Origin of the sequence: Methylobacterium sp. 10 (assembly GCF_000519085.1) — a bacterium.
Classification (GTDB): Bacteria; Pseudomonadota; Alphaproteobacteria; order Rhizobiales; family Beijerinckiaceae; genus Methylobacterium.
Map to the genome: position 1 here is coordinate 3,063,782 of NZ_KI912577.1, position 23,006 is coordinate 3,086,787.

The 23,006-nt window shown below is 65.7% G+C and carries 24 protein-coding genes and 2 pseudogenes; 10 read left to right on the plus strand and 16 right to left on the minus strand.

Features of this window, described 5'->3' with window-relative positions:
- Positions 1–23: 23 nt before the first annotated feature.
- Positions 24–197 (minus strand): hypothetical protein, encoded by a 174-nt coding sequence (locus K368_RS27080; RefSeq protein WP_018044278.1) that lies wholly within the window; start codon positions 195–197, stop codon positions 24–26.
- Between the two features lie 1,142 nt (positions 198–1,339).
- On the opposite strand from K368_RS27080, the gene K368_RS0114215 reads away from it, so the two are divergent.
- The 3 genes from K368_RS0114215 to K368_RS0114230 all read left to right on the plus strand — a co-directional run bounded on the left by K368_RS0114215 (position 1,340) and on the right by K368_RS0114230 (position 5,323).
- Positions 1,340–1,561, plus strand: coding sequence for a hypothetical protein (locus K368_RS0114215; protein WP_018044277.1), 222 nt, complete (start codon positions 1,340–1,342; stop codon positions 1,559–1,561).
- Positions 1,562–2,248: 687 nt separating this feature from the next.
- Positions 2,249–3,823: a hypothetical protein gene (locus tag K368_RS0114220; RefSeq protein WP_238206020.1), complete on the plus strand. Its 1,575-nt coding sequence runs from the start codon at positions 2,249–2,251 to the stop codon at positions 3,821–3,823.
- Between the two features lie 1,098 nt (positions 3,824–4,921).
- Complete coding sequence (locus K368_RS0114230) at positions 4,922–5,323, plus strand: hypothetical protein (protein ID WP_155911983.1); 402 nt, start codon at positions 4,922–4,924, stop codon at positions 5,321–5,323.
- Here the strand turns inward: K368_RS0114230 and K368_RS0114235 are convergent.
- Entirely contained in the window at positions 5,320–5,916 is a 597-nt protein-coding gene (locus K368_RS0114235; protein ID WP_155911982.1) for a hypothetical protein, read from the minus strand. The two genes, K368_RS0114230 and K368_RS0114235, sit on opposite strands and share 4 nt — an antisense overlap.
- A gap of 247 nt (positions 5,917–6,163) precedes the next feature.
- On the opposite strand from K368_RS0114235, the gene K368_RS0114240 reads away from it, so the two are divergent.
- Positions 6,164–6,418, plus strand: coding sequence for a hypothetical protein (locus K368_RS0114240; protein ID WP_238254267.1), 255 nt, complete (start codon positions 6,164–6,166; stop codon positions 6,416–6,418).
- A gap of 132 nt (positions 6,419–6,550) precedes the next feature.
- On the opposite strand, the gene K368_RS0114245 is transcribed toward K368_RS0114240, so the two are convergent.
- Complete coding sequence (locus K368_RS0114245) at positions 6,551–7,150, minus strand: hypothetical protein (RefSeq protein WP_019904513.1); 600 nt, start codon at positions 7,148–7,150, stop codon at positions 6,551–6,553.
- A gap of 64 nt (positions 7,151–7,214) precedes the next feature.
- On the minus strand, positions 7,215–8,018 hold the full coding sequence (locus K368_RS0114250) for a hypothetical protein (RefSeq protein WP_019904512.1): 804 nt from the start codon (positions 8,016–8,018) through the stop codon (positions 7,215–7,217).
- 794 nt (positions 8,019–8,812) lie between these two features.
- Between K368_RS0114250 and K368_RS27085 the strand changes: the two genes are divergently transcribed.
- The 4 genes from K368_RS27085 to K368_RS0114275 all read left to right on the plus strand — a co-directional run bounded on the left by K368_RS27085 (position 8,813) and on the right by K368_RS0114275 (position 11,114).
- Positions 8,813–8,968, plus strand: a complete 156-nt coding sequence (locus K368_RS27085; protein ID WP_192216327.1) for a hypothetical protein — start codon at positions 8,813–8,815, stop codon at positions 8,966–8,968.
- Complete coding sequence (locus K368_RS0114265; RefSeq protein ID WP_018044274.1) at positions 8,968–9,381, plus strand: hypothetical protein; 414 nt, start codon at positions 8,968–8,970, stop codon at positions 9,379–9,381. Before K368_RS27085 ends, K368_RS0114265 begins: the two co-directional genes overlap by 1 nt.
- A gap of 76 nt (positions 9,382–9,457) precedes the next feature.
- Positions 9,458–10,087: a hypothetical protein gene (locus tag K368_RS0114270; RefSeq protein WP_018044273.1), complete on the plus strand. Its 630-nt coding sequence runs from the start codon at positions 9,458–9,460 to the stop codon at positions 10,085–10,087.
- Between the two features lie 562 nt (positions 10,088–10,649).
- The gene (locus tag K368_RS0114275; protein ID WP_018044272.1) at positions 10,650–11,114 is read left to right on the plus strand and encodes a hypothetical protein; all 465 of its coding nucleotides are present in this window, start codon (positions 10,650–10,652) and stop codon (positions 11,112–11,114) included.
- Between the two features lie 3 nt (positions 11,115–11,117).
- Here the strand turns inward: K368_RS0114275 and K368_RS0114280 are convergent, their stop codons facing one another.
- Complete coding sequence (locus K368_RS0114280) at positions 11,118–11,660, minus strand: metallophosphoesterase family protein (protein WP_018044271.1); 543 nt, start codon at positions 11,658–11,660, stop codon at positions 11,118–11,120.
- A gap of 234 nt (positions 11,661–11,894) precedes the next feature.
- Between K368_RS0114280 and K368_RS0114285 the strand changes: the two genes are divergently transcribed.
- Complete coding sequence (locus tag K368_RS0114285) at positions 11,895–12,116, plus strand: hypothetical protein (RefSeq protein ID WP_238206022.1); 222 nt, start codon at positions 11,895–11,897, stop codon at positions 12,114–12,116.
- On the opposite strand, the gene K368_RS0114290 is transcribed toward K368_RS0114285, so the two are convergent.
- Positions 12,098–13,666, minus strand: coding sequence for an integrase arm-type DNA-binding domain-containing protein (locus K368_RS0114290; RefSeq protein ID WP_018044269.1), 1,569 nt, complete (start codon positions 13,664–13,666; stop codon positions 12,098–12,100). The genes K368_RS0114285 and K368_RS0114290 overlap by 19 nt on opposite strands.
- 264 nt (positions 13,667–13,930) lie before the next feature.
- Here K368_RS0114290 and K368_RS27350 point away from each other — a divergent pair.
- Positions 13,931–14,086, plus strand: a pseudogene (locus K368_RS27350) (cadherin-like domain-containing protein); the annotation flags it as partial.
- Positions 14,087–14,239: 153 nt separating this feature from the next.
- Here the strand turns inward: K368_RS27350 and K368_RS26690 are convergent.
- The 10 genes and pseudogenes from K368_RS26690 to K368_RS26695 form a co-directional block, all read right to left on the minus strand.
- A pseudogene (locus tag K368_RS26690) lies at positions 14,240–14,431 on the minus strand (IS3 family transposase); the annotation flags it as partial.
- Positions 14,432–14,630: 199 nt separating this feature from the next.
- Complete coding sequence (locus tag K368_RS0114295; protein WP_027172945.1) at positions 14,631–15,107, minus strand: RidA family protein; 477 nt, start codon at positions 15,105–15,107, stop codon at positions 14,631–14,633.
- A gap of 16 nt (positions 15,108–15,123) precedes the next feature.
- Positions 15,124–16,194: a lycopene cyclase family protein gene (locus K368_RS0114300; RefSeq protein ID WP_027172946.1), complete on the minus strand. Its 1,071-nt coding sequence runs from the start codon at positions 16,192–16,194 to the stop codon at positions 15,124–15,126.
- 11 nt (positions 16,195–16,205) lie between these two features.
- Positions 16,206–18,170 (minus strand): CTQ-dependent glycine oxidase GoxA, encoded by a 1,965-nt coding sequence (gene goxA, locus K368_RS0114305; RefSeq protein ID WP_027172947.1) that lies wholly within the window; start codon positions 18,168–18,170, stop codon positions 16,206–16,208.
- A gap of 649 nt (positions 18,171–18,819) precedes the next feature.
- Positions 18,820–20,229 (minus strand): TAXI family TRAP transporter solute-binding subunit, encoded by a 1,410-nt coding sequence (locus K368_RS0114310; protein WP_027172948.1) that lies wholly within the window; start codon positions 20,227–20,229, stop codon positions 18,820–18,822.
- Between the two features lie 300 nt (positions 20,230–20,529).
- A complete protein-coding gene (locus K368_RS0114325) occupies positions 20,530–20,913 on the minus strand; it encodes a CsbD family protein (protein WP_027172949.1) in 384 nt (127 codons plus the stop codon).
- 59 nt (positions 20,914–20,972) lie between these two features.
- Positions 20,973–21,176 (minus strand): CsbD family protein, encoded by a 204-nt coding sequence (locus K368_RS0114330; RefSeq protein WP_027172950.1) that lies wholly within the window; start codon positions 21,174–21,176, stop codon positions 20,973–20,975.
- Positions 21,177–21,239: 63 nt separating this feature from the next.
- Complete coding sequence (locus tag K368_RS0114335; RefSeq protein WP_027172951.1) at positions 21,240–22,157, minus strand: hypothetical protein; 918 nt, start codon at positions 22,155–22,157, stop codon at positions 21,240–21,242.
- A gap of 90 nt (positions 22,158–22,247) precedes the next feature.
- A complete protein-coding gene (locus K368_RS0114340) occupies positions 22,248–22,757 on the minus strand; it encodes a CsbD family protein (protein WP_027172952.1) in 510 nt (169 codons plus the stop codon).
- 62 nt (positions 22,758–22,819) lie between these two features.
- Positions 22,820–22,981, minus strand: a complete 162-nt coding sequence (locus K368_RS26695; protein WP_155935146.1) for a CsbD family protein — start codon at positions 22,979–22,981, stop codon at positions 22,820–22,822.
- Between the last annotated feature and the right edge of the window lie 25 nt (positions 22,982–23,006).

Here is a 23,006-nt window from a genome sequence, read left to right on the forward strand (position 1 = left end):
CATTCAACGGGTTTGACCGGGGCTCACTTGGCCGGTGCGGGGAGCGTCGCGACGGCGTCTCTCTGGTGCTCGGTCCAGGCCTGCTGAAGAATTTGGATTGAGGAAGTCACGAAGATCTCGGCCATCACCGCCGCCACGATCAGGTCGGGCCACGCCATGACGGCACCCTTTAACCTTAGAGCCGCGACGACGATCATGAGTAAAGGTCCGCCCTCCGCTAGGTAGGCTTGCACTCGATTTGCGCGCCGTGAATTTTGGGGAGGCTCCTACGTGGCGGGCAGGAGGCTCGTTTTTGGAACGTCGGTCGCATCGCCGCAGCCGGCAGTTGGTGATGATGGTGAAGGGGGACGGCGACCGAGGTCTGTAAGTCGTCTGGATGTGCCCGCACGAATGGCGGAAGGGTATGGTGCTGCATCCTCGGCGGGGGCGGTTAAGGGCCAGTTTCAAAGAGCCGTGTGCCCACACTATGGAATCGTCAGAACCGCCTGTCGACGCCAACATACACCCTTTATTGACGTCGGCGGCTGACCTGGGCGCATACTGATGTAGCCAGGGTCATCGATCTCAGCCGCTTGTTCTGCCAGATCGTCCCGAGCCACTGTTTCTAGCAGCCGTCGATAAAATCAGATGTCACAGGGTTCGATCACTGGCTGGATGAAGCGCAAACCTGCGGTGTCTGCATGGCGGAGAGCGTCGCTGCCGGCATCACTTAGCACGGAGACGCCATTCTGTCCGCGCTGATACCGCTTTGGAGCAGCAGGCAGGTTGAAGGCACATCACCTTTCTCACCTGAAGGGATTCGAGATCAACCGCCCTACCGAGCAAGCCAACCGACACCGCCTATATCGAGTTGTTCAACGGCCGCCCACGGGGAGAATGTCTGAACGCCTAGTGGTTCCTGTCGTTGACGGATTAGCGCGAAAGCATCGACGAATGGTGGCGCCAATATAACAAAAATCAACCTCACACGACCTCAGATAGCTTAACGCCAAATAATTCGGTGTCAATCATTTACATCTCGATTAATTTTATCCAGATCAGAAGAGGAACAGAGCTAATCTAAAGTTATGTCGGTCTATAGTTGCACTTTTTCCACCATATTGAGACAAGCCGTTCTAACCCTTGTTTGCCAACCTAACTACGTGCCCCCACCAGGGCGCCGCCGCCTGCGACTAGATGACAAGGTTAGCACCTCATAAAGAAAACAATAGATTTTTACACGTTACCTGACATAAGCTCTTTAGATGCATCTGATACATAGGGCGAAGTTTCATCCAGGTCATGGAGGCGCCGGAAAAGCATAACTAGGCCCAAATTCGGGCCAGGAGGACCCCTGGGCATGGGAAGTGAGCCCGCAGTGCAACGGCCGCGCGACCGCTTTACCGACGACCTGTTCAACCCCGACGGGCTAAGTTACGCCAATGTCGAAGAACAGATCAAAGCCGAGAAAGAGGCAGCCCGGCAGGCCGCAAAGGCTAGGAAGCTTGAGCGTGCACGCGAAGTCTACGCGCGCAATCGTCTGATCCGCCTCGCGGCGGCGGCGGCGGCGGCGGCCGACTGAAAAGAGCAAGCCCGGCAAGCTGTAAAGCTCGCCGGGCTTTTTCCATGCCTGCAGGGCGGCGGCATCGCCTGTCTTGTCACGACTTAGCGACCATCGAACGCTTCAACGGCCGGTTTATGAGCTGTCGAAATCACCCCCCCCTTGGGGTCCCTTCCTTGGGCGGCTTGCTCGATTCGTATTTCCCCGATGGTGTTCATGGGTAAGCCGTGGAGATTGATGGACCTCCCATGGGAGCCCTCAAGGATCATGGCATCATCCCATATTTATTTGCATACCCCGCCAAGGCTCCTGGATGACCGCCAGGGCATACCCGAACACCCTGGGTCTCAGAGTGAAGGCAGACTGAAACTCATGGGCGTGTCATGGGAGAAAACGGACTTCGTATGGGCAAGACATGGGAGGAGGTAGGGTAAGTCTCGCGTTAACCTCAGGCGTTAAGGCTAGGCCCCTGTGAACACTGGTTAAATGCCTAAGCTGGGGGCACGTTTCGAATGTGCGGGCTCGCAGAGGTGCCGGGCCGCGCACGGTCGACACCATGCGGATAAAATGCCCCCCCGAACCAATCGCCCCCCCCAGGGGCATGACTTCCCCTTGGACTTCCATTGGAGGACCAAGCCTGCCTTCATCGCCGCCGCCGGCGTCAGCCTGATAGGCCACCCCCGGGCCCTTGAGGCCCGGAACTCTATAATGACGAGCCTCGTCCGCGCCGCCCTCGCGGGCCAGGGCGGCTGGGTCTCATACTCGCGGTCAAAAAGGTTCTACGAGCCCCTGTCCCGGTACGAAGGGACCGCGTACACGTACGACCGGGTCAAGGCGGCGGTGCAGGAGCTCCTGGACCTCGGCTTGATCGAAGAAGAGCGTGCGCTCCCCGGGCCCGCCTCGCACGGCTGGCAGTCACGCATGCGGGCTACCGACCGGCTCATCGCCGCCTTCAACGACTGCCCTTTCGAGCATGTCGGGCCAAGGGAGGTCATCGAGCTCCGGGACGTCGACGGCGAGCGCATGGCGTACACTGACACGGACAACACCCGGCGCCTGCGCAAGGTCATGGAAGCCCGCAACGAGGCCGCCAGCGCCATCCGCATCGAGATGCCCGAGGGCGACGGATGGCTCCACACGCCGGGGCACGTCCGCGCCCGGTCCGAGAAGACCGGCGGCTGGGTTGGCCTTCGCCCCACGCCAGCGCCCATCATGGTCCGGATCTACGGCCGCGGCCGGTGGGACATGCACGGGCGCCTGTACGGCTGGTGGCAGCAGCTCCCCCAGGCCCGACGCATCGAGCTCCTCATCAATGGCGAGGTGGCGTTCGAGGAAGACTGGAGCGCCTGTCACCCTAGGCTCCTCTACGCCATGGCCGGGAAAGTCCCCGTCGGCGAAATCTACGACGTGGACGGGTACGACCCGAGGCACGTCAAAGCGGCGCTCCTCACCGTCATGAACACGAGGACGACCTACGGCGGCATCCTGTCTCTCATGAAGCGGGAAGAGGACAGCCCAGGCGAGTGGCCGCACTCCCTCGACTACACGAAGGGCTTGATGAAAGCGGTCACGCACCGGCACGAGCCCATCGCCCATTTCCTCGGGGCCGACATGGGGGTCCGCCTGATGCACATCGAGAGCGAGATGTGCGTCGAGGTCCTCAAGAAGTCCGAGAAGGAGAACATACCGGCGCTGCCGGTGCACGATTCTTTCGTGACGCAGGCCTCGAAGGGGCCCCGAGTGACCGCCATCATGGCCGACGTCATGGATGCGACGTGCGCCGAGATAAACCCCTGTCAGACCTCAAGAAAGAGGGGATTCACCCCACATATGGGAGCGCGGGGTGCGCGGGCGGTTGGTTCCGGGTGTTGCGTGGGTTCTTCCGCCTCCGCGTCTCCTGAGGTCGTCAAGACTGAGGCGGTCTCCGTTCCTGTCTCGCCCGTGGCTTCTCCTACCCCTCGGCCCTTGCGCTGGGACCCGGCGGAGAGGCTTGAGGCGATGATCGCGTACCAGATCAAGACCGAGAGGATCTTGATGTCTGAGGAGCGGTGTGAGGGGATTTTCGAGGCATGGGAGCGGCGAGAGGCTAACGCTCGTGCAATCGCGAAATCGGTATGTGCGTACGAGAACGAAGCCGGAATTCGTGCCTTCCCGACGCACATCGTCCCCGACCGTATCGGTCCCAAGACAGCCTCCCTCAAGCGGGGGCGTAGCCCGAGGAAAGCTGGTTCCACGGTCAGGGGCCGGAGGCCTCGGGGATGCCTCAGTGAGGTCAGGGCGTAGCCTTCAGGATAGCCTCAGGGATAGGGGCCGGAGGCCTTAGGAGAGCCTCGTAGGATAGGGGCGTAGCCTCTAGGGTCACCCTATACCTTGCGGGGGCCGGAGGCCTCAGGAGAGCTTCCCAAGCTGTCAGGGGGGTAGCCAACCGAGATGACATTTTCCTTGTCAGGACCGTAGGTTACGTCGCTTCTCCCCTTGTACAATTCGTCTGAATTCGCTATCTTTTAGCTGTCTCCGCATGGGACGGGCGTTGCACCTCAACCCCCGAAACCCCGTCCCCCGCACCACGGAGGACGGGGTTTCTCGTTGTGGCTTGCCAGGGTCGAGCGCACCCTATGAGCATGTCCGCCGGCATCCCCTTGAACCCATCCCTCCCTGCCTCGAAGGCGACCCGTCGTGATGCGGACCGGGCGAGGAAACGCGCCGCCCGTCAGGCCCTTCGCGAGGCAGGCGCGCCTGACCCTCGCCAACTCGATGCGGCTATCGTCGACGCCCTTCGGGACGTTCTCCTGGCCTGCGCCAACTCGGTCGGGAACCGACCGGGGGAGCCCCTGGTGGCTAGCGTCGTGGATGCCAGGGAGGTCCTCCGCCTCGCCCTACGGGGTCTCCGGGGACGCGATAGCGGTGGCGTGCCCCTTCAGACGGAGGCGATACGTGCGGCCTTGGTGGCTCGTCTCGCGCCCCCTCAAGACGGGTCAGGGGCGTAGCCCAAGGGCATCCCTATGCCCAAGGGATGATCCGCACTCCGTCCCTCACCCCTGCACGATTTCATGCAGGGGCATGCCCGTTGGCGGTTTCGATGCCCTGCGTACCCGGAGGCCTCGGAGGGCCTGGGATCGTCCGTTGCACGGCCCCGGGGCAGGATCCCTCCCGTGCGCTGGTCCGTACTGCGTCGCCCTCCCTGACCCCTCCTAGGGGGGCGACGGGAGGGCATCCCCTTCCCGGACAGCCGGTGACAAAGGGCGAGATAGGGGGGGTGGAGTGGGTCCCTCCTGGGGGGAGGCGAAAGCAGGAGTCGCGGGTCCGTAGGCTGGCCCGGCATACACCGGAAATTTTTGGGTACGCACCCCGCATACCGCCTGGATGATCAGAGGGTTACGGGTGCGCACCGACGTCCGTCTTAGGTACGCAGAGATCCAGTCCGCACCCGTGCGTACCTTGCGCGGCTACGACCGCAACGCGCGTACGCACTCGGACAGTCAGATCTCCCAGATCGGAGCCGCAATCGAGCGCTTCGGTTTCACGCAGCCTCTCCTTGTGGACGAGCACGACGTGGTCATCCTCACTGACGGCAGCCAGGACGTCCGGACGCTCATATACCTGGCGCACGACAATCTGTTGGGCATCCCGAATTCCAACAACGCGCTCTATCTGTTCGTGGCCACGCGCGACGAGGGCGAGACGTGGTTCTCGACGTCGGTCAATAATGGGGCCGGGACAGGCCCCCCAGTCAACGTTCAGATGTCCTCTTGGGCGGGGATGCACCCCCTTTTCCCGACCTAGCTCCCCAGTCCATCGAGGCGACGCGAGACGATCCCGGGGGCCCCGGACAGGGCCTCCTCCACGAGGTCGTAGAATGGCAACCGCGGCTTGTACCGGGCCTCCTCGACTATGAGCGCCAGGATCTGCGTCTTGCCGTTGCGCCGTCGGATAAGGGCCGGGGGCTTGTCCGGCCGGAGCTTCACCCATCTCACGCCGGGCTGCTGCATGACGCGCTGGACGTATCCGCGGGGCAGGTTTCCGTACGCATTCCGGGGAGCGTCTTTCCCGGGGATCAACGGTCCGAGCTTGGTCGTCGCGTAATCGCCGGCTTTCCGGACCCCACCGAATATCTCAAGGGCGAGGTACCGCGCCTGAAGCGGGAGGACGTCAACCTCGGCCTCGACGTCCCGGCCCCCCGGGCGGGCCTTCCTCACCCCGATCGCTTTCATCGTGAATGGGGTTGGCTTGTCGAGGTGGATGGGCAGTGCTTCGGTCACGTGAAGCCGGGCGGCCTCCGCCAGGGCGTTCACGCTGTCCACGAGCGCCGCTCGGATGTCCGCCGGACCGAGCTCGTCGCGTTCTGGGGGGTCGATTTTGATGGTTACCTGCAGCATGCCGGCATGCTCGGACCGCCGCGTGAAACCGACGAGCCTGCCGCGAAACCGGGTGCCCGCGTCCACTTGGATTTTCGATGCATTGCCTAGGAGTAACGGGTACGTCGCCCCCCTATTGCCTGAGCAATCCTCGGACACGTCCCAGGCAACCAACGCCCAGGGAAACGGTAACCCTGGCGTGACGATCGTCTTGCCAGGGCGATCTGGAGCTGAATCTATGGGTTCCTGGGCGGACGGGGAGACCACGATGAGCAGGCAGACCGACAACTTCCACAACGGCATGCACAGCGGCATGATGGCGGTCGGCGTGGCTCTCGTCGCGGGCCAGCGTGCGCGTCGTGAGGCGCAGGCTTGGGCGCAGGCAGACGCAGATGCGGAGAGCGCCGTCCACCGCCTGGGCCAGGCCCTCATGGCATCCCGTCGTCGGGAAGCGGAACTCGCACGTGATCTCGCCGCGGCTCAAGCGGAAATCCGCGCCCTGCGTCTCGCCCGCCGTCAGTGAGAAATATTCCGTGGGGGGGGTTGTGCCTTTCCCCTGCGGGCCAGATTCGGCCTATTTGCGGACCATTTGCGGACCACGAAAAAAGGGCCCGCCGGGATGACCGGCGGGCCCTTCGCATTGAGGGGGCAGGGGTCAGGCCACCTTGCGGCGGCGGTCCCTCTCCATCGCGAGATTTACGAGCTCGGCGATGGCGACGTCTTCCGGGTCGTCCGAGAGCGGACGCGTCCACGTCCATTCTGCGGATGTGTCCGCAGCCGGTGCGGATGTATCCGCATTCGCGGCCGGGGCCACTTCACGGGGGGCGGGTCCCGTGAGGGACGGCAGGCCGTCGATCAGGGTGCCCGACACGTGGGCCTCAGCCTCGTGCGGCAGCGATGCCGCGAGCGTCACGAGCTCGGCATGAGACAGGCCCCGGGCCCAGGCCAGGACGGGCTCGGGGAGGGTGGACGTGTCCGCGGCCGGCCCCCCAGCGACGAGGTGCCGGGCGTAGGAAACGAGAGGCACGCCAACCTGGTGGCGGGGAGCGGGGCCCTGATAGGGAGCCGGTGCAACCGCAGGGGCAGGCGCATCGAGGTACGCCGCGGCCGCGTCCGTAGCGGGCAGGACGGGGGTCGTGACACCCGTCGCGGACCGGACCGCACGGAGGACCCAGCGGCCACTCTCGAAGATGAGGGCGAAGACGGTGGCGATGGCGGCTGCGGCGAGGGCGGCGATACGGGCGAGGAAGCTCATGGGCGGTGGTCCTGTGCTGGGGGGTGACGATCTCGATTGTCCGGGTCGCCTCGCAATCGACAAATCAGACCGTGGCGAAGATGCTCTCGACCATCGTCCGGGGCAGTTGCTTGTGGTGCACACGGAGCAGCCGGAGCGCGTGACTCGCCTGAGCGACGTCGAGCTCCGGCAGTGCGTCGAGGACGTGCCCGTCGATTGTTGTCGATTTCGACCATCCAATATCGTTGCGCGTCGTCGCCCAGTCCGCGTCCTCTCGGGTAATGAGACGGACCCCTTCAAGAGCCAGGGACCTCACTTCGGGACGCTCGGCCAGGGCCCGCTCCCCCTCGTGCACGGTTGCTAACTTGACCTCGGACCGCGCGACGTTCTTGCCCGCGCGTTCGACGAGGGACAGCAGTCGCATCGCGTCGGCGACGTCCAGGTCCGGGCGCTGGAGGAGGCCCTGAGCCTCATCGACGTCGACCCGGCGGGCCCAAGACCACCTTCGATCTTTTAGGGACCGCGTCGCCTCGTCCCGTGCCCGGTCGATAAGGTCAGCGATCCTCTGCCGTTCCGCGGCCGCCGCTGCGGCCCGGGTCGCCTCCCTGGCGGCGACCCGGGCCGGGATGCCGTCGATTGCGATTTGGACGGCGTCCAGGTCGTGATCGGGCGCCTGCCAGAACAAAAGGTCACGCCCCTCACACGTGAGGCCGAGAGCTGAGAAATCAGTCACGCCCGCGGCCATCGCCTCCTGGCACTCGGGCGTCCGGACGGCTCGGCTGCGGTACCGCATGCCGCCACGCGTGTAGTGCAGCTGCCCGGACTGCCACTCCAGTCCCCACCAAGCGGGCGGCTGCACATAGGGGTGGGGCGGCGTCGTGTGGGGCATGAGCGATCCTCGAATCTGCGGATCTGAGTAATGTAGCAATCGTATTTCGGATCGCAACAGAAACCGTCGAGGCTCTTTCGACAACACCGCACGACGATTTCGACAACGATTTGAACAACACGGTGTTGTTGAAACTGTTGTTCAAATGGCATCTAGCCTAAAGCTATCGCCCAGGTTGTATAACATCAAAGGCATAATTTACGTGGACCTGGAAATTCTCGTATGGGTTGCGATATAATGTTCTCGGCGGATTCGCGGAGGACAAAATGGATGGTGGAATTAACGGAAGCGGAGGTCAGGCTGTTGCTTCGCGGGGCATGCCGCCGGGCGGGGTCGCAGGACGCCTGGGCACGCCAGACGGGGCTGTCCCCGCAGCACGTTTCGGACGTCCTGCTCGGACGGAGGGAGCCGGCCGGTCAGGTCCTGAGAGCGCTGGGGCTCTCGCGCAGGGTCCGGTACGTCGAGACGGCCGCCGGGGACCCAAGCGCTACTGCAGGATCCCCCGAGCCCGGTGCGAGGAGTACCTCAACGACGGTCTGACCTATCGCGAGATCGCCCGCGTCGAGGGGTGGGACGAGAAGACGATTGCGGTGCACTGCAGGGGGCTCGGGCTCACATCCCAGCCACGCCAGCCAGTTGTCACGCTCTTAGACGTCGAGAGCGCGCGTGAGGGACGGGAGACTGTCCGAGAAGTCGCGGACCGCCTGGGCGTCACGATCCAGGCCGTGCACATCTGCGCGTACCGGAACGGCACCAGGATCCCGCGGCGTCCCTCACGTCTCGACTACGAGACAATGAGAAGGGTAATCCTCGCGCACGCCCCGCTCTCGCAAGCCGCCCTGGAATTGGGCGTCACTCCCGAGACGCTCTACCGGCGCGCCGGCCAACTTGGTCTGCCCGGCGACCGCCGCGGCCGGACGCTGCTCCGCCGCCGGGAGGGGGGGGTCTGATGTGCGATCTCATCGAGAACCTGCAGAACCTCGGGATCGCCCAGGTCCGGGCCCGCCTGACCCAGGCACGGGCCGCCGCGCAGGCCCTGATCGACGACCCGGCGCTCCCGGAGATCCGGCGCGAGCATCTCGCGGTTGCGCTGGATGACGCAGATGCCCGCCTGCTCGACATGGCCCGCAACATCCTGTTCCACCTCGCCGGCGAGATCGAGGCCGCGGGCGAGCCCGTCGAGGAACGCGTTGACCTGGACGCAAACAGGTCACCCGAGGAGCGTGCGGTGGTCGTGGGGATCCTCGACGATCTCCTTGCCGAGGATGGCCCGTCCCCCGATCCGGTCGCGTCCGGGATGCCTCGGCCTCTGCCGCCGCCGCCGCTTCCGCCGGGAGCCCGGGGCGCACCCACCAGAATCTAGACGCCGCATTTCGAGGCCTGGGCGCCCGGCTAGGGGCGCATTTCCCGCAGCCCTTTCACCGACAGGACCACGCATCATGCGTATCAAGACCTTCGACCACCGGCCCGTGCAGGCCATCATTCGCGGCTCGCTCGACCGCTGCTTCGACAACCGCTCGAACGAGTACCGGGCCGCCGTCATCATGGAAGGCTTGTTTGAAGCCGGCTTCGAGATCGTCCCGAAAGCCAGGCCTGCGGCCGCTGCGTTCAATTCTCTTGGGGCGATGCCCGTGAAGGTGGTCGTATTCGAGGAGCCCGACGACGTTTCTGAGGCCCCAACCCTTGCCCCCAGGGATGTCCACACCCTGCCGGGCGGCCGCAAGGCCTCTGTCATGACGCTCAACGAGAAGCGCATCCTCCAGGCTATTGCCCAGGAGAGCTGGGCAAGGCTCTCGACCCGCGAGTTCGAGACGTACAAGCAGTGCCTCAGTGATTGGTCGGAGGGCGAAGCATCGGGTCCCCGCAGCGGCTACCACGAGGCGCTCGCTCTCATCCGTGCCGGTGAGACGTCCGCGGTCGCCATCGCTGCGGCCCTGGGGGGTGACGGGCGGACGGGTGAGGAGGGGGACGTTTGGGCACTCTACGATGCCCGTCACCGCACCCGGGCACGCTACGATTACAAGGCCGACCCCGACCTGCAGCGGCCCATCAACGCCGCCCAGGGTTAGTCATCTATGACCCTGGGCGCTCGCATTTGAGCGCCCAGGGAGCCGCCTTGGTTCAGAGCTTGATCGTAAAACTGGCATGCTCTGAAGCGGAACGCAAACGCACATGCCCAAGACTAATATGTATCCGTATGTTTACGACCCGAGTTACACAAAATACATTTCCAGATATTGGACGCCACCAAGGGTTCAGAAGAAAGCGGAGTGGCAAAACGCTTGCCGAAACGCGTTCTCGGGCCTCGATATCGCGGACCGCGAGTTCGTCCGTGCATCTGCTTTTATATTATCTGATAAAGACGATTCTTGGACCAAGGGTCGCCTGAGACATCGATTCAATCGTCTGCGAGTACGTATAACTACATTGAGAAGTGAATTTGTACGTTTGTATCCTATGACATTCTACCATGGTATACAGAACTGTCCATGGCGGGAGCGGCATTCACTGACACGCCCGCTGGAAGGGCCGGAGCGGCGCCTGAATTTAATTTGCAGGCTCGCACTCCCCGGTTTGTCGAGATGGCTCGGCCGGCCTCTGCGGTACGTCATTGAAAGCGGCAGGCATCACATGCCCGGCGACGCGTGTGTGTGGCCCGACATCATTTGCATCGTCCCCGGCCCGGGGTTCCTTACCGTCATTGTCCGCCGGGGCCTGCATCACCCCCCGCCGTCGAGCACGATCTATCCGATGTCGGCCGTCGGTCCCCAGGAGGGCAGTGACGGCGTATGGCTCGCAAGGGGTTCCTGGATCTCGAAACGACATCGCGACCGGCCGCCGACGGAGGGCTGGTTTGCCTGGTCATACGTGCCCGGTCCGAGCGGTGAAATCGAATTTCTCGTGCAGGGCGGCAGTGCGAAAGTGGCGCTCCGTCGATTTTGGGCGATCTACGATGCGACTGTGGTCGTGCCCACCTGGCATGGCAAGACGCCAGCGGACAGGCACCTGGCCTGGCTCCCTCCCGAGCCAGCCCCCCTCGACCTGACCGCCGAGGACGAGGAGGCCCTGGAGGGGCTAGAGGGCATCTGTGTGTAGCTGTCACCGTGTGAGGACGCGTTCCTCCGGCTGCGTGTCACTCGCGGCCATGCGTTCGAGGATCTGGCTGAGGGTCACCGGGCGGTACGACCACACGTCGACCCCGACATCCTGTGACTGGGTCGTGCCGGGCAAGAGCCCATGCGTGTGCCCGAAGAGGTGGAGCGACCCCCGATAGGCACGCGGCCACGAACGCATGGGGTAGTGGCAGAGCACGACGTGGCGGTCCTCGACGGAGATCTCCCTGATCCCGTCGTGCTGCTCCGCCCAACCGAGCTTGCGATTCTTGCGGTCATGATTCCCGGCGATGAGGATCTTGCGGCCGTTCAATCTCCGGAAAATCTTGCCGGCATACTCGGGCGTCGAGAGCGCGAAATCGCCGAGATGGTAGACCGTGTCCCCGGGCTGGACGGTCGAGTTCCAGGCCTCGATGAGCATCGCATCGTGCTCCTCTATACTGGCGAACCCAGGGCGCAGACCATGAAGAATTGAGGCATGCCCGAAATGGGTGTCCGCAGTGATGAAGTTGGCCATGACGGCCTCCATAAAATGGAGGCCGGCGCGCGCGCTCAGGTCCTCCTCAGGTGACGGGAAGGGGGGCGAATGCCCGGGTTTTTCGCGACATGGGGGAGGCCTCGGGGGCGGGGTGAATCTGGACGATCGCAGCTCGCCGAGAGGTGGGCAAGCGCGACGTTTGCGCAGGGTAAAGAAATCCCTGGCCTCAATTTGGGATCGACTCCCGGCCTCGTTTGTTCTTCATTCGTTCTCATGAGCGAATCGATGGAGACAGTCGTGGACGAGATGGAACGCGCCTATCTGGATGCCTGCGACGGTGACGCGCGGGATGCCCTGCGCCGGGCCCTGGGCGATGCCCTCCAGGAGCTCGCGGCCGTGGACCGACAGGTCAGCCGGGGTTTCGTGCGGGCGGGCAAGCCAGCGGATCTCGCCCGCAAGCTGGGACCTGAACGACGCGCCCGGCAGGGTCAGGGGGCGGTTGGCTGAGCCCTCCCGGGGCCTCGCTTCGTGCGTTCCCTCGTGACCGGTGCCGGCAGCGCGGCCAGCGCGGCCCGCTCGTTCTCGTAGGCCTCCAGCACCGCATCGACCCACAGGGCCATGCCCTCCGACTTGAGGGGTATCCGTTGGCTCCGGTCGTAGTGAAGGCGCGTGACGGCGGAGCGGCGGTCGCGCTCGTCCTCGGTCACTCCGGCCTCGTGGTCCAGGATCGCGGACGCGGCCCCGCCCAGGCGATGGTCCGAGAGGAACGTCGTGATCGCCCGGCGGACGTCATGCAGCGTCCAAGGCCGGATGCCGTGGATCCCGAAATAATCGACCAGCGGCCGCGCGGTGACCGTCGACCCCGTCACCTTCTTCCCCCGCAGCCGGTAGAGGAGCGCGTTCAGGGCACCCTGGCCGACATGGCCGTCCCCCCGGATCGACGGGAAAAGCCAGCGATTCGTCTCACGGTCGGGATCCTCGGCAAGCACCCGGTCGATCACGTACCAGGCGCCCGGGGGGAGGGGGAGCACAAACGGGCGATCTTCCTTCATGACCCCGGCGCTCCATGTCACGGCGCGCCAACCCGGTCCCGGCACGCCGGCGTCCTCGGGGATGGGGGCAACGTCCAACCGTGCGGTCTCCGCGACGGCGCCCGTGCGCTGGCCCGTGAGGACAGTGAACCACAGCATCGCTAGAGTGCCCGGCGCGGTCGCGTGTTCCGTCTGACCGAGTGTCCGGTATCTCTCCGCGACGGCCAGGGTCCGGGCGAGCTCGTCGATCTCGGGCGCGTGCCTGCGCTTGCTCGGCTTGTATCGGATCGTCCACTGGTCTCGCCAGAGCGGCCACTTCTCAGTCGCCTTCGCCATGCCGGACACGCCGCTATGGTTCGACCAGGCCCAGTCGAGCATCTCCCGTCCCTGGCGTACGGCCCGGGCGGCCGCGCTGCGCGAGTTCGCGGCGATGATCTCGTTCCGGATACCCTGCAGGTCGGTGGCCGTGACCTCACGGACGGGGCGGCGGGCGATCCGGTCGAATGCCTTGTGGCGCAGGTACGAAGCGTATGCGGGGAAGTACCCAGGGTCGAGGTCCGGCCGCTTCTCCTCAAGGAACAGATCGACGAGGTCCCGCCATTCCCACGGGCCGTGCCGCCGCCGGTCCTCGTCGCTCTGCCGTTCTACCTCCACCGGCCAAGCCGCGTCCGCCGAGGTCTCGTGGTCGCCGCCGGTCGTGACCATGGCATGCGCGTAGACGGCGACGTCCTGCCGGGGGTCCCGCCCATCCTTCACGTCCAGCCGGGCCCGGGCGGCCGCCTCACGCGCCGCGGCGACCGAGACGGAAGCCATGTCCCCGAGGCGGAGGGTCGACATGCGGAGCTTGAGGATCCAGTTGCCGGCCGCCGGCGTCACGCGGAGCACGAGCCCCGGGAAGGCGTCGTCGCAGAAGTCGATCCCGCGGCCGGGGACGGTCCCGCTATCGATCATCCGGCGCGCCTTCTTCAGGTGCTCCGCCGTCAGCCGCGCCCGCTCCCGTGCGTATGTCCCCCGCGATGCCGCCATGTCCGTCTCCGTGGATACCGCATGGATACCGCACGTCCGAAACGCGGCCGCAAGAGTCCCCGGGAACGGTCCACCGGGAAAAGCCATGCAGGATTAACGGTTTGCGCGGGAAGCGCCGGGGAGGTGGCGAGGCGGAAAGCCCGGGGGATCGTCCTTCCAAGCTGAATACCCGGGTTCGATTCCCGGTACCCGCTCCACTCCCCCATCTTGAAAAGCATCACGGACACAGCCACAGCCCAGTCGGGCACGGGTATGGTATACTCCATGGTTGTTTGCCTGGGCGGTGTATACCAAACAGAGGCCGAGCTGCTGCAGGGCTTCGCCGATCCCGAGGGCACGGCCCTAGCCCTCTCCGGCCTCAGCGTCGATCACCGCACGATCGTGAGCAACGGGGCGGGCGGCTACACCGTCACGCCGACGGCCGACCATAACGAGCTCGCTCACGATCAGCTACAGCGTCGGCGACGGCGCTGCATCGATCCCCGCCACCTTGAGCACGGCGTTCGCGACCCTGAGCGACGCTCGCCGAAGGTACTGAGCCGCGCCGTGTTTCGCGGAGGCCATTTGTTTGGGTCAAGCGGCCAAGGCGCGCACCTCGGGCTTGGCATAGTCTCGCGCTTCGGCTTCAGCGGGAGGGATACTCCCGATCCGTTCGCGCGGGCGGCGGGTGTCGAACCCGTCGACCCTTTCGAGGGTGGCGAACTCGACGGCTATGACAGATCGCCATGGCCCACGCCGATGAATCACCTCGGCCTTGAACAGGCCGTCGCCGGCAATTGGCCATTGCGATCACGACACGGAGAACCTCGCGGCCTGGTATCAACGCCGCCACCTGGATCACGACCAGCCGAACAACTGTCGGCGGCGATATCTCACTCTGTTCCGCCGGCGCGCGCTCGGCGATCTTTTTCATGGGCTTTATCGAGAGGAATGACCGCGTTTTACGACAACCACCGGGTTGTCTTCATTTGACGACGGGTCTGTAGAAGGTGCCGTCGATCTCCGCGATGTCACTCTGGTCGAGGCGGGGAACCTCAAGCACCGTGCGCGGTGGATATGGGCCATCGCCCCAGATGTCTTTCTGCACTTTGTTGACGATCGGACGCAGCCGGGCGACGTCCGTGACGAACACGGTCAGCCGAACGGCGTCGGATTTCGTAGCACCGGCCACCGCGGCGGCGGCGAGCATGTTGTCGAACATCCGGCGGATACGAGCCTCCTCGCCCTCTACGAGCTTTCCGGTAGCCCGGTCGACCCCGCGCATCCCGCCGATGAACACGAAATCTCCCGCCCGTGCGCCGATGCTCCAAGTGCCGCTGGGGGCGATCGTCTCTGCGTTCGGAGCGAGGATCTCGACGCGGCTCGTCTCGTCGGCGGAGGCCGCGACGGGAACGAACACCCCAAAAAGGGAAGTGAGCAGGAAACGGAAACCGGGTCTCATGAAGTCATCCTTGGTTTCAGGGGGAGGCATGACGCCGGGACCAGAAGGAAGCGTCGGTGAAGCGCCGTTCGACAGCGTAGAGGCTCCGCTGCACGGAGAGGTGATGCGCAATACCCTCGAGAAAGGCGCATTCGTAAGCGCGTGCCGGAGCCGGATCGTCGGCGGTCAGGGCCAGCGCGGCTTTGGCGGCCTGGCTGCCGCTCCAGAGCGCCGTAGACAGGCCGTTGGCCCCAAGCGGATCGAGGGAGGCCGCCGCATCGCCGGAGCGCAGGACACGCCCCTCCACCAAGTGTGTCGGCACGATCGAGGCTGCCGGCGCGACCTGGGGAGACAGCGCGTTACAGGCGGCGTCGAGACCGAGGCTGTCCAGGCGGGCGGCGATGGCGATGGTTTTCCTGGCCACATCCGACCAGAGCCCCCCATCCTTCGCCGCCCCTGCAGGCAGAAGATCGGAATCGGTGAACAGGCCGGTCATCATGCGCCGGCCCGGCATCGGCGCCATGTACCACCAGCCCAACTCCACCGCCTCGACCAGGGTCGCCGCGGCAAGCTCGGCATCATCGGGTACGTCGTGCACTTGGTAGGCGCAGACGAGCCGGTCGAGGCGCCGCCGGTCGGCTGCTGGTACACCCGAGAGCGCGGCCCTGCCGCTCGCATCGATCACAGCCGCCGCATCCAGCCATCGCCCATCGGCCAAGCCGATGCGGACGCCGCGGGGAAGATGCTCCAGGCCGACTGCAGCTTCGGCGAAGCGCTCGAGCCCGCTTTCGGCCAGAGAAGCCGCCATCCGTCCTTCGAGCAGAGAGCGGTCGATATGGGCGCCGTGCTCGTGCCCGGTCGCCCTGCGCAAGGCGCTGTCGCCCCAGATCGAGAAGCGCCCTTGACTGGCCATGGCAGTGTCACCGTCGATCAGGGCGGACCAGCCGAGCCCATCCAGAAACGACACTGCCGTCGCGGAGAGCGTTTCCCCCCGGCTGGGCACGACGCGATCCGGCGCGACGAGGACGGGAGAGTGTCCGGCGAGGGCGAGACGCCGGGCGGCGGACAGGCCGGCGACTCCCGCCCCAATGACCACGATACGGTCCACGCGCGTCGCGCTCAGCGGCGGGGGAACGGTGCTGCGATGTCCATGGAGCCGCGCTGGGTCTCCACGTAGATCATCTCCGGCACGCCGGTCAGACCCTTAGGGCCAGGGCGGCGGACGAGGACACCCATGCGGGTCCACAGCTCGATCATGCGGCGCAAACCGTCGGTATAGCCGGCCTCCACGTGAAGGCCGATACCAGCCGCGCCCCGCGCCCACGGTACCCGCGCATGGTAGAAGCGCAGGCGCTCCTCGTCGCTGAGATCGGTACGCATGACCTGCTCGTAGAAAGTCTCCGGCAGGACATCCACCGGCAGCAGCGCTGGCCACCAGACCGGGGTGGGGAAGCCCGAAGCAGTCAGGACAGCCTGACAGCTGAAGGCGTCGCCCTGCCATGGCACACCCATCCAGCGGGTCAGGTCGCCCGGAGCCTGCGGGCCGATGGGAGCTCCTTCACGCGGCTTGGCGGGATTGCCCGCGAACACGTTCGTGGCATTGAGCTGCAGGCCCAGATCCTGGATCAGACCCGGTCGGTCCGAGATCTTGATGCGGAAGGGCAGCCTCGTCTCGTCACGGCCACGATACAGGGCAGCATGACGGATCGGCCAGGTGATCTCGACCCCGGGGTGGAAGGCTCCCCCCGAGCAGGCATCGAGCGCGGCGCGGGTAAGGGCCTCCGGCCGGAGAGCGAGAGGCAGGTCGTCGAGGCGCGTGACGGAGTCGGCGGCTTCGTCTTCGTAATCGTCGGCGAACTGTCCATCCGCCCAGAGTTCGAGCTGACGGTACTGGGTCGGCGTGAGGGTGAGCCAGGTGCGCTGACTTTCCGGATAATTCACCCCGTCGCCCAGCATGATCGGCATGGCGGCGGCTCGCTGGTCCTCGCCTCCCGGACGGCGGAAGGCCTGGAGAACGTTCTGCCGCGTCGCACGACTCTCCTCATGGGGACGAGCCAGCTTGGCGATGACCGCCGGACTGGAGAGATCGCCGATCTGGTTCCAGGCCGCGCCGAGGAACGAGGAGACGGCCACCCATTGCATGGTGCCGGCCCGCCGCAGGATCGGCAGCACGTCGCGTCGGAAGGAGACGGTATCGGAAGGGGCCTTCAGATGGCCGAGCTCGACCATCGCTTCGCGGGCGGCGTCGTAGAGGGTGACGATGGGTTCGAGTTGGGGCGCGAATTTCGGACCGCAGCAGACGATCCAGGCCGGGTCGCAGGGCACGGCGGTGCCGTCGATCTCGACCCTGGCCTGTACCCAGCCGTCGCACCAGTCGTCGTGCCAGCCGTCATTGTTGGTGAAATCGCGCACCGGGTTCTGCGGCAGGGCCGTGCGCGAGATGCCGTTTGCGGCAAAGACCAACAGGCGGCCGTTGTCGTCGGTGCGCAGGTGGCCGAGGTCGACATCGAGGGTATTCCAGAATCGACCCTGCATGCGGCAGGCCGGATCCTTGCCCGCGGCATTGGTGGAGATGCCGCCGATCTCGACGATGCCGGGGTCGATCACCAGGAGATCGTCCCGCCGGTCGGCCAGGACCAGGGGATTGCGCTGGGTGCCGGGAATGCCGGGCGCCGCCGGCCCCTGATCGAGCGCGTTGATGAAACCGTACCAGGCCGCCTTGGTGTTGGCCACGTGGACGCTCCAGCGGACGCCCTTCGCCGCGTCGAGTTCGCGCACCACGCGGCCCTCCTCGTCGTAGCCGTAGAGGCGGAACCGTTGGACCTGCTTCTTGATGCGGCCTTCGGAATCCTTGAAGCCGCCCGCCGGCTCGTCGAGGAGGCCCGGCACCTCGGGCGCGGGAAACCATGAGTCGGAATTGCCGACCCGGGAAAAGCCGATCGCCGGATGTATGGCGACCCGCGTGATCCGGGCTCCTGCGGGCGCAGCCGCCGGCACCTGGAGCGGGGAGACGGCGGCCTTCGCAAAGGATGAGGAGGCCAAGCCAAGGGCAGACGCCCCGATAAGGAAATCCCGACGTTTCAAGGCAGCATCTCGCTCATGCTAAGTTCGAACACACATCGACCGGACTGTGTCCCGGCCGGACATAGCCCGAACGCCGTTAAGATTGAGTTCCCTATGCTTGTCTTTGAGCTCAGCGTGACATGAGGCTACGGAGTCTTAGTTGTGTAGTCCAAGTATCAGGTCGCGCTGCTATTTTTTAAACATGGACCGATGCGCCACCTGTCGAAGATCCTCCTCTAACCCGTTCTTATCCACGTGGAAGTGCTCGGGATCGCGCTGGGAGGGCGCGAGGCGACGGACGCGACCGACGAGGGCCGGATCCACGGTCGATGATTCCTCCGGCGGCCTCCCCGTCTCGCGCGGGTGGCGTGCCCCCCCGCAGAACCGGACGAGGCCCGCGCTCTCATGCCCATCCACGGTGTCGCCGCACCGACCGGCGCCGGCAAGACCCGGTCAACGACCCGGAACGCAATCCAAGCGCGGAAGGCGAACCCGGATGTCACATGACATTCCCGTCACGCCCTTCCGGGAGCGGATGCCTTCGAGACCGAGGGAGTCGTGGGCAGCACTTCGATGACGCCGCGTTCCCGGCAAGGCGACGTCGTTCAGCCTCGACGCACGCGGATAACCCGGTCTCGGGGCCGGTCGACGGGCGGGGCCAAAACACTCTTCACTCCGCCGCGTCGGCCTCCGACGACGTCGTGTGTCCCGCCAATCCGGGTGAGTCGGCGGCGTATTGCCCGGCCGCGATCGTGCGTTTGACCGTTGACCGGGCGGCATCGATGGCGATGGCGGCGGCCGACATGGTCCTCGCCTCGGTCGGCCGCTCCAAGGCGTGCTTGGCGATCTCCCCGGCGAGATCGTCGATTTCGCGGGCAAGATGTTCCAGGCGGGGCGGATCGGCGCTGCCTTGCGCTTCCTGGCGGATCTGCAGGAGACGGTCGGTTGCCTCTTCGATCCGCTCGCGCCGCAGCCGCGACAGCCGCTGGCCGATCCAGGCCACCCCCGAGCCGATGCCGCCGCCGAGGAAGGCGACGAGATAGATCCACGTCTCGTAGCGCTCGATGAAACCCTGCTGCTCACGCTCGTAGAAATCGACGGCACCGGGGTGGATCGGGAGCCGCGCGCTGGTGGCCCCCGCCGTGCTGTCGTAGCTCGGCGCCTGCATGTAATCGGCGGCGGCGGTGACGTTGGCCATGCCGCTGCGCAGCTCGAACAGGTGCTGGGTCACGTCCGCCGCGACGGGGCGGGACAGGCCGGCCCGCGCCATCAGGCGATAGGACGCCCCGACGGTGTGGACGTCTTCGGCCGGGATCTTGGGACTACCGCCGAACGTCTCGGCCGGCATGGTGACGGATTGGAGGCGCGGCATCCTCGCGACGATGGCGTCGGCGTTCTCGACGGTCACGAAGGCGACCTTTCGCATCTTGCTGGCCGCTTGGACGATGCCGACGATGCGCTGCGCCGTGGGGGCGGTCGGTGAAATGACCGAGACAACGGCATCGACCCGTTTCCTGGCAAGGGCTGCCGGAAGCTCGGCTTCGGACATCTCCACGAGGGCGACGTGGCGCGGCGGCAGTGGCCCGTCCGGATCCTTGTCGAGAAGGGTGAGGCCGTAATGCCCGACCATCGCCTTGATCAGCGCCTGATCGGCATCGCGATGCGCGAGGATCGCAAGACGTTTCCGGTCGAGCTCGGGAAAACTCGCCAACCCGGACGGTTCGGGAGAGGCGATGATCATGGCCTGGTCGCGAAGGATCGCCAGGGTCAGTCCATTGTCGGGCAGGTCGACGTCGGGGCGGACCACGGCGAGATCGGCGCGGCCTTCCTGAAGCGCCGCGGCGCTGTCCCGCACATCGTCGAAGGCGATGACCTTGAGGCGGATCTCCTTATGCCGCCGTGCCAGAGCATCGGCGTAGGCCTGGATCAGCGCCGGCTCGGTCCCGTCCTTCGGGGCAACGGCGATCGTCAGAACGGTCGCCCGCGAGATCCAGTAGGCCGTAGCGGCCCCGAGCCCGAGAAAAACGGCAAGCAGGAGGAAGACGAACTCGCGGCGGACGATGAGGCCGGCGAACTTCATGGATCGAACGTCCGCTTTCCGCCATGCCCGACACCGAGCCTATCGGTGTCGGCACGCGGTATCATGCCCTTGCCGAAGTAGGCATGGTCGGCACCGTTCCCATCGATAACGGACACTCCCATGGCAATGGCGCACCGCACAGGGGGTGCGATAGGGTCCGAACGACGGCTGTCAGCGAGGCCGACGCGGTTGGGTCGCAGCCCGGCCGCTGAGACGGCGTCCGACATAGGCGACGATTTTCGGAAGCACGAACAAGGTCAGGAGTTTGCGGATCATCGAAGGTCTCCGGATGACGGGGGATCAGCGCTTGGGACGGGCGAGCCAGCCCACCGCGAAGGCGACGGCGGCAAGGCCGATGAAGGCGGAGGTACGGTTGTCGTCGGCGTAGCGGACGGCCTGGCGGCCATAGGTCGTGCCGCGCTTGGCTGCATGGCGGGCAACGTCTCGACCGTCATCGATCAACGTGCCGGCCCGGTCCCGTACTTCGCCGACGAGATAGCGGCCATCATGGGCCAGTTCCTCGGCACGGTCGCGGGCCCGGCCGTAGGCGTATTGCGCGCCGCCGGCCACCTGGTTGACGGCGCCGCGAACCTGACGCGCCGGATCGCCGGTGACACCGCCGAGGGCGGATTGGGCACGTCCCTTCAGATGTCGGGATGCGCCGCGAAACTGATCGCGATTCATGGAAGTCTCCTACATTTTATAGCTGGAGGGAGAGCCGGGGCTCCCCCTCAGAGGCGAGATCACCGCTTTCCGGTGACCTTGTCGACGACCGACGCCACGCCGTCCTTGGCCTCGCCGACGGTGCGCTGGGCCTCGCCCTTCAGTTCCTGGGCCTTGCCCTCGGCGACGAGCCTGTCGTTGCCGGTGACCTTGCCGACACCTTCCTTGAGATTGCCGACGGCCTCATTTGCGAGACCCTTCAGCTTGTCCGTGGTGCTGCTCATGGGGTGACCCCTTCGTGACGGAAGGAAACTCGGCCGGTCGGGACGATCGGCCGAGGTGACGGCTCAGACGCGGCGAGCGTCGTAGCGATCGGTGAGGGTGGCGAGAGCCGGGGCGCCGAGGCGACCGCCGAAGAACCCGGCAAGGGCGCCGAGGATCAGGGCGAGAGCGCCGTAGAAAGCGCCCTGGGTGGCGGCGGACTTCGCCGCGACGGCAGCGGCCTCGGCCTTCTGCTTGGCGGTGGCGACGGTCTCTTCGTACTGCTTCTTGTAGTCCTGGATCTGGGTCTTGGCCTGATCGACCGGGATGCCCTGGGCCTTGGCAAGGGCATCGGCGGCACGGTTCTCGGCCTGGGCCTTCTGGGCCGGGTCACCGGTGAACAGAGCACGGATGGCAGCCACAGCCGCATCCTTGGCGGCCTGCGGGTCCTGGCCGGCAGCCTGCTGACGGACGCTCTGCTCGATGCCGTCCAGCGGGTTGCTGATCTTGGACAGCGACGGGGCCGCGGCCTGCGCGGCGGTCTGCACGGTACCGCCGACCAGTGAGCCGGCGCCGCCCAGCGTGCTGGTCACGCCCGAGAAGGCGCCCCCGATGAGGCCGCCCGCAGCGGAGGTGATCAGGTACAGGACGACAAGGGTGGTCACCGCCCAGGAGACTAGGCCATGCAGGCCGGCGGCGCCCGTCACGGGCTTGCCCGAAAGGCGCCCGGCGATGAAGCCGCCCACCAGTGCGGCGACGATGCCAGAGACGATGAACCAGACACCGGCGCTGAGCGACAGGGTCGAGGCGGCCGGATTGTCGGCAGCGACGGGACCGACGCTGGACAGGCCGATGCCGACGCCGACCATGTTGAGGATGACCTGGGTCACCAGCGCCGTCACGGCGCCGGCGAAGATGGCGCCCCACGAGACTTGGTTCAGGAGAACGGTACGGGTATCGCCGGCCACGATCGGCGACGTCGGGATGCTAGAAGAAGAAGACACGTGACAAGGCTCCGGGGTCGTCGGCAGTCCGAAGAATTCGGCCGTCCGAGCAGAGAAAAACGAAGGGAAGGGGTTAGGCGCGGCGGACGTTCAGTCGCGGCCGTGGATCAGCAGACCGATGCCGTAGCCGAGGAGGCCGGCCACGAGCAGAGCGGCGACTGGGTGCTCGGCGACCTGGTGGGTCACCTCGCGGCCGCCCTGGCGCAGATAATTGCCACCGTTCTCGTAGGCGTCCTCGGCGTAGTCGTAAGCTTCGCGGCCGGCATTGCGGACGGATCGCTCCGCACGCTCGTAGGTGTCCCCGGCGGCGTCCTGAGCTTGGCGCGCACGGGCCTTGATCTCGCGTCCGTCGGACCCGGCAATATCGTCGGCGGCGTCGCGGACGCGGCCACCGGCGTCGCGGGCAGCGTCAGCGGCGTGCTCTGCGGCCTCGCCGACCGCGTCCTTCGCCTGACCATAGAGGTTCTCGGCAGTGCCCTGGACTTCACGCGCCCGGCCCTCGACCGAGTTGCGGTTCGAACCGGTCAGGTCGCCGACCGCGCCCTGGATCTTGCCGCCGAGTTCCTTCGCGGCCCCGGTGATCCGATTGGTATCGACCATGATCTTCACTCCTATATCTGTAAAATCTCGACTGGACGATGTCAGGCGCCGTCAGGCTCACCCTAAGTCTCGGAACCGTTTTTTGGTTTCACTGCAGACTTCGGTAATTTCTGCTGAGCTCTTCCTTCGTCCACCACATTTTGATCACCGATCAGCTTTCCGATGGCTTCTTTTACCGAGCCCTTGAGCGTTTCAGCCGTGATCGCGGATTTGGGCTCGCTCATCGATCGATCCGAGTACCTGGTTGGC

Coding starts and splice junctions, on each gene's coding strand:
- K368_RS0114340 (WP_027172952.1), bottom strand. CDS start 22,757: ATGGTCGATACCAATCGGATCACCGGGGCCGCGAAGGAACTCGGCGGC.
- K368_RS0114295 (WP_027172945.1), bottom strand. CDS start 15,107: ATGAGACCCGGTTTCCGTTTCCTGCTCACTTCCCTTTTTGGGGTGTTC.
- K368_RS0114285 (WP_238206022.1), top strand. CDS start 11,895: ATGGAGACAGTCGTGGACGAGATGGAACGCGCCTATCTGGATGCCTGC.
- K368_RS0114325 (WP_027172949.1), bottom strand. CDS start 20,913: ATGAATCGCGATCAGTTTCGCGGCGCATCCCGACATCTGAAGGGACGT.
- K368_RS0114250 (WP_019904512.1), bottom strand. CDS start 8,018: ATGCCCCACACGACGCCGCCCCACCCCTATGTGCAGCCGCCCGCTTGG.
- K368_RS0114215 (WP_018044277.1), top strand. CDS start 1,340: ATGGGAAGTGAGCCCGCAGTGCAACGGCCGCGCGACCGCTTTACCGAC.
- K368_RS27085 (WP_192216327.1), top strand. CDS start 8,813: ATGAGAAGGGTAATCCTCGCGCACGCCCCGCTCTCGCAAGCCGCCCTG.
- K368_RS0114290 (WP_018044269.1), bottom strand. CDS start 13,666: ATGGCGGCATCGCGGGGGACATACGCACGGGAGCGGGCGCGGCTGACG.
- K368_RS26695 (WP_155935146.1), bottom strand. CDS start 22,981: ATGAGCGAGCCCAAATCCGCGATCACGGCTGAAACGCTCAAGGGCTCG.
- K368_RS0114235 (WP_155911982.1), bottom strand. CDS start 5,916: ATGCTGCAGGTAACCATCAAAATCGACCCCCCAGAACGCGACGAGCTC.
- K368_RS0114220 (WP_238206020.1), top strand. CDS start 2,249: ATGACGAGCCTCGTCCGCGCCGCCCTCGCGGGCCAGGGCGGCTGGGTC.
- K368_RS27080 (WP_018044278.1), bottom strand. CDS start 197: ATGATCGTCGTCGCGGCTCTAAGGTTAAAGGGTGCCGTCATGGCGTGG.
- K368_RS0114310 (WP_027172948.1), bottom strand. CDS start 20,229: ATGAAGTTCGCCGGCCTCATCGTCCGCCGCGAGTTCGTCTTCCTCCTG.
- K368_RS0114265 (WP_018044274.1), top strand. CDS start 8,968: ATGTGCGATCTCATCGAGAACCTGCAGAACCTCGGGATCGCCCAGGTC.
- K368_RS0114275 (WP_018044272.1), top strand. CDS start 10,650: ATGCCCGGCGACGCGTGTGTGTGGCCCGACATCATTTGCATCGTCCCC.
- K368_RS0114330 (WP_027172950.1), bottom strand. CDS start 21,176: ATGAGCAGCACCACGGACAAGCTGAAGGGTCTCGCAAATGAGGCCGTC.
- K368_RS0114270 (WP_018044273.1), top strand. CDS start 9,458: ATGCGTATCAAGACCTTCGACCACCGGCCCGTGCAGGCCATCATTCGC.
- K368_RS0114240 (WP_238254267.1), top strand. CDS start 6,164: ATGAGCAGGCAGACCGACAACTTCCACAACGGCATGCACAGCGGCATG.
- K368_RS0114280 (WP_018044271.1), bottom strand. CDS start 11,660: ATGGAGGCCGTCATGGCCAACTTCATCACTGCGGACACCCATTTCGGG.
- K368_RS0114245 (WP_019904513.1), bottom strand. CDS start 7,150: ATGAGCTTCCTCGCCCGTATCGCCGCCCTCGCCGCAGCCGCCATCGCC.